At 42.9% G+C, this 245-nt stretch carries 1 protein-coding gene; it reads right to left on the minus strand.

All coding sequences use genetic code 11. The annotated features are described in order from the left end of the window. The coding region (locus Q0794_RS18180) for a transposase (RefSeq protein WP_298944292.1) at positions 1-245 on the minus strand (245 nt) is incomplete at both ends.

Raw genomic sequence — 245 nt, forward strand, 5'->3', positions numbered from 1 at the left:
GTAATATTGGTTTCACACGCATTCGCAATACGTCGGCTACTGACTAACCCACGTGAATAACCAAACAGAACTATCTTCAACATCACTGATGGCGGGTAGGCTGCGGCACCACCTTTATCGTTGTCATACCATTTATCAAAAGCGCTTAAATCAAGATGTTTATCGACGATGTGGGAAAGTGCGTATTCAAATGTGCCGGGGATAATTTGCTGTGCGAAATCAATCGGAATGAATTTACTTTGGCA

Source organism: uncultured Psychromonas sp. (assembly GCF_947489755.1).
Lineage (GTDB): Bacteria > Pseudomonadota > Gammaproteobacteria > Enterobacterales > Psychromonadaceae > Psychromonas.